The organism is Armatimonas sp., from assembly GCF_043760365.1.
In the GTDB taxonomy this organism is placed as follows: Bacteria; Armatimonadota; Armatimonadia; order Armatimonadales; family Armatimonadaceae; genus Armatimonas.
The window spans coordinates 1-4,178 of record NZ_JAYUPA010000630.1 but is presented as its reverse complement, the minus strand read 5'-3'; the positions used below and the strand labels follow the sequence as shown (position 1 = coordinate 4,178).

Here is a 4,178-nt window from a genome sequence, read left to right as displayed (position 1 = left end):
AAATTAGAAGAGAGAAGAAAAATGAGGATGTACTCCGGGAAGGGCGCACGATCCTCAAGGCAAAGGTAGCCGGGTAGCGCAGCGCTGTCAAGACTACTCCTGGGGCGAGTCCTACTCGCCCCAGGGCATTTACCCCTAACTTTTGTCATGGAAATTATCGACAGCTACAGTCGCGCTGAAGCGATTGAAGATGGCATCCTTGTGGATGTTAGTCAACTCGCTCAAAAGGCGGGGTACCGCTGCCCGGTCACGATGACCCGAACTCTCTGGGAAGACGTAAGTTATCTTCATCTGGGCGCGGGGCAAACACAGGAAGGATGGCTCATCAGTCTTCTTAATGCGGGGTACTGGATGGCTAGAAACCATCCCGACGAGCCCCAGGTCCACTACCGAATGGTTCTGCCCTTCAAAGAGCGGCATCCGAAACTATCCCTTTACACCATCAAAATGGTGATGGGCTCTGGCGATTTTGGGGAAGCGGTAATAACGCTGATGCGGCCCAACGAAGACTAAAGCTAGGCCAATCCAACCGGGGACACGCGAATTGTCCCCGGTGTTCTGGGTAATTTTCTCGGAGCTGAAAATACTTGACATTCAATAGAGCCTTTTTCACGAATCGGTTTGATGCCCAAACGGCTTGAGTAACTGATCCGCAAACAGAGCCAGAACCCCAAGCATCACATGGAAATGCACCTTGGCATGCCCACGAACGTAGATCACACGAAGACCAAACGAGTCCTTCAAACGACTATTACCACGCTCCGCATTGCTACGCTCACGATAACGAACACCCTCCGCCTGGCCAAAATCCACTTTCTCACCACCACGAGGGTGATCATCAATCAGAGCAACGTGACCCAAAGAGGCACTCACGCAGTGAATCGAGGGAGCATCGTAGGCGCTGTCCATCAAATCGTAGAGAATCTTCACCCCCTGAGACACCTTCTTCATCATCGGAATCACACATTGGCTGTCGTGCATCGAGGCCGAGGTGGTCACACAGATCAAAGGGATCATCCCATCGGCCCAAGACAGGTTCGCTTTGTAACCACGCCAACGATAGGTATGACCATCCGTATCCTTCTTGATGCCCCAATCACACCCGCAAGGTAACTCTGCCAAAGCCGCGTCAGGCTCCATATCTACCTGGCGTTGTAGGCGAGTCAGCTCCGCCGGAGGGCGAATCTCTGCCTTCTTGGGACGACCCCTCTTTTTTTTACTTTTGGTACTTTGACCTTCTTAATGGCTTTCTCACGCACTTCCAGGGCGGTAGCATCATGGCTAGCATGCATCACGATCTGTGAAGAAACAAACTTAGCTATCATTGCCTGGTGGACAAGATCACCCAGATTCAGATGAGCGAACTGGGCGAAGGCACGACTCAAGGTAGGTTCGCTGGCAACTTTATCCATGCCGCAGAGCATTCTGAGGGCTGGACTCTGATTCAGCATCTCTTTGAGGGCGCGGGTGCTACTCAAGTTGAGAAACGCCTTTGCCAGGAAGGCACGGGCGATGGGTCGGCGGTCAATTTGTTGTCCTCCTCGCTTGCCCCTCTTGGGCTCTGGGACATGCTCTTCGATGCGCACGATCTCCAGCACCTGGGTGAGTGCTTTGAGTTTGTCGGTCAGTTCCACCCCTGTGTCTTGCTCAAGTGAGGGGCATAGTTTCTCTTTGACTTGTTTCCAATAGGGGGCTAGCAGACACTCACTTTCCCACGCAGGTTTGTCTTCCCAAAGAGATAGCTCATCTTGGTTGCTATCTGAGGCTTGGTTGCTATCTGAGGCGGGTACAATTTCTTGGCTGGCGTTCTGAATGGGTACGTTTTTCACATTCTCTTATCGGTTCGGAGCGTCAGCTACCTGCACCCAGCCCACCTGACGGTGGGAGAACCGATTCGTGAAAAAGGCTCGAAAGAGCCTTTTTCACGAATGCATAAGAATATTATCCCTCATGATTGCTATGTTGATGCTTCAAATGTCGATTTGTTGCAAGGAATGGACTTTGTTTTTATCTGCATTGATCGTAGTGCTCCTAAGAAATTTATAATTGGAAAACTGAAAGAATTAGATGTTCCATTTGTGGATGTAGGTATGGGTGTATATTTGGCAGGTGACTCACTTGGTGGTATAACCCGTGTTACTACTTGTACAAAAGACAAAAAAGATCATTTAGAAAACCATATTTCTTTTGCCGATATTGAGGGTGATGATGCATACGCTCAAAATATCCAGATTGCAGACTTGAATTCTCTGAATGCTTCACTCGCTGTTATTAAATGGAAAAAAACTTGCGGATTCTATGTGGACTTTGATTGTGAGTACCACAGTACTTATACAATTGATGGCAATTTTATCAAGAATGAAGATATGTTGTGAAGCGCATACGTACTCTTACACATGAATTTGTTGAGTTTTTACCAGATGAACTTGATGAAAAAATAATATATGTATCTCTAGAGTACCGTACCGTTGCTCATAAATGTTGCTGTGGATGTGGGATTGTTGTTTATACACCTATATCCCCTACTGACTGGACGATTTGCTTTGATGGAGAATCCGTTTCTCTTGATCCCTCAATTGGAAATTGGGAATATCCTTGTAAATCTCACTATTGGATAGTCAATAATTCTGTACGATGGGCATCAGGCTGGTCTAGAGAGAAAATCGAATCCGGTCGTGACCGTGATGCATATCTCAAGGAATTGTACTACAACTCCACGGAAGAACATGAACCGAAAATTGACGAAACACAAGATGAAGTTAAAACTGAAACACCCACGAACAAGAGGAATATACTGTTTAAGTTCCAGGCTTGGATTAAGAAAATGTGGTCCAAAGCTCAATGAAATCGGCTCTGATTTCATTGAGGAATCTTCACTTAATTTACCAATCTTCTACCCCTGACCGATAAAGTAGTAGTCCCGGATGGAGTCCCCTCCCCGCCCTGAGCGGGTGATGATGTCCGGGTTTTGACTCTCGATCAGGCAAGCCATAGCAGAGCCAGGCAAACAGTGATGGTGCCCCCGAAAACAATTTTCGGCTATGATGGGTACGATTAGCCTGACCTATGGACAACACTACCCACAACACCCTCGTCAATTTCATCTGGAACATCGCCGACGATGTCCTGCGCGATGTCTACGTGCGCGGCAAGTACCGCGACGTGATCTTGCCCATGACCGTCCTGCGCCGCTTGGACAGCCTTCTGGAGCCTACCAAAGACGCTGTTCTGGAGCGCCACCAGTGGCTCAACGATAACAAGATTTTCAGCCAGGCCGCAGCACTCCAGAAGGCATCAGGTCAGCCCTTCTACAACACCAGCAAGTTCACTTTACGGAAGCTCCTGGATCAACCCAGTCAGATTCGGGAGAACTTCGAGGTGTACCTGGATGGCTACTCGGAGAACGTCCAGGAGAACGTCCAGGAGATCATCCGCAAGTTCAAGCTCCGCAACCAGATCGAGACGCTCCACGAGGCCGACCGGATCTTCCTGCTGATCGAAAAGTTTACCGCTAAGACAATCCACCTGGGGCCAGAGCCGATCAAGACACCCGAGGGGAAGATCCTTCACCACGGCCTGACGAACCTGGGGATGGGCTATGTTTTCGAGGAGCTGATCCGTCGCTTCAACGAGGACAACAACGAGGAGGCTGGAGAGCACTTCACGCCCCGCGAGATCATCGAGCTTATGGGCCAGCTCATCTTCCACCCTATCGAAGGCCAGATTCAGAGCACCACTTACCTTGTTTACGACCCCGCCTGTGGGAGTGGTGGGATGCTTACTGAGGCAGAGCAAGTGCTTCAGGAGCTTTCTGAGAAGCTAAAAAAGAAGGTGCGGCTGGAGCTCTACGGCCAGGAAGTGAACCCGGAAACGTTTGCTATCTGCCAGTCAGACATGCTCATCAAGGAGCGCGACCCCGGCAACATTAAGTACGGCTCCACGATCTCCCAGGATGGCCACCAGGCGACCCGCTTTGACTTCATGCTCTCTAATCCCCCCTACGGTAAGAGCTGGTCTGGTGATGAGAAGGCGATTCGCAACTCTACGAAGGAGATCACGGACGACCGCTTCAAAGTGGGCGTTCCTCGCACCAGCGATGGGCAGCTCCTCTTTCTGTTGAACATGATCGCCAAGATGAAGCACGACACCCCACTGGGGAGTCGCATCGCTACGGTTCA

The 4,178-nt window shown here is 50.0% G+C and carries 6 protein-coding genes; 4 read left to right on the top strand and 2 right to left on the bottom strand.

The window, feature by feature from the left end:
- Positions 1-147: 147 nt before the first annotated feature.
- Positions 148-513 (top strand): DUF6573 family protein, encoded by a 366-nt coding sequence (locus tag ACH2EH_RS14420; RefSeq protein ID WP_395142742.1) that lies wholly within the window; start codon positions 148-150, stop codon positions 511-513.
- A gap of 96 nt (positions 514-609) precedes the next feature.
- Here the strand turns inward: ACH2EH_RS14420 and ACH2EH_RS14415 are convergent, their stop codons facing one another.
- Together ACH2EH_RS14415 and ACH2EH_RS14410 are read right to left on the bottom strand one after the other, a co-directional pair.
- Entirely contained in the window at positions 610-1,140 is a 531-nt protein-coding gene (locus ACH2EH_RS14415; protein WP_395142741.1) for a hypothetical protein, read from the bottom strand.
- 23 nt (positions 1,141-1,163) lie between these two features.
- Positions 1,164-1,586, bottom strand: coding sequence for a transposase (locus ACH2EH_RS14410; RefSeq protein ID WP_395142743.1), 423 nt, complete (start codon positions 1,584-1,586; stop codon positions 1,164-1,166).
- A gap of 210 nt (positions 1,587-1,796) precedes the next feature.
- On the opposite strand from ACH2EH_RS14410, the gene ACH2EH_RS14405 reads away from it, so the two are divergent.
- The 3 genes from ACH2EH_RS14405 to ACH2EH_RS14395 all read left to right on the top strand — a co-directional run.
- Complete coding sequence (locus ACH2EH_RS14405; RefSeq protein WP_395142740.1) at positions 1,797-2,375, top strand: hypothetical protein; 579 nt, start codon at positions 1,797-1,799, stop codon at positions 2,373-2,375.
- A complete protein-coding gene (locus ACH2EH_RS14400; RefSeq protein WP_395142739.1) occupies positions 2,372-2,845 on the top strand; it encodes a DUF6527 family protein in 474 nt (157 codons plus the stop codon). Before ACH2EH_RS14405 ends, ACH2EH_RS14400 begins: the two co-directional genes overlap by 4 nt.
- 221 nt (positions 2,846-3,066) lie before the next feature.
- The coding region (locus ACH2EH_RS14395) for an N-6 DNA methylase (protein ID WP_395142738.1) at positions 3,067-4,178 on the top strand (1,112 nt) is incomplete at its 3' end.

Coding starts and splice junctions, on each gene's coding strand:
- ACH2EH_RS14420 (WP_395142742.1), top strand. CDS start 148: ATGGAAATTATCGACAGCTACAGTCGCGCTGAAGCGATTGAAGATGGC.
- ACH2EH_RS14415 (WP_395142741.1), bottom strand. CDS start 1,140: ATGGAGCCTGACGCGGCTTTGGCAGAGTTACCTTGCGGGTGTGATTGG.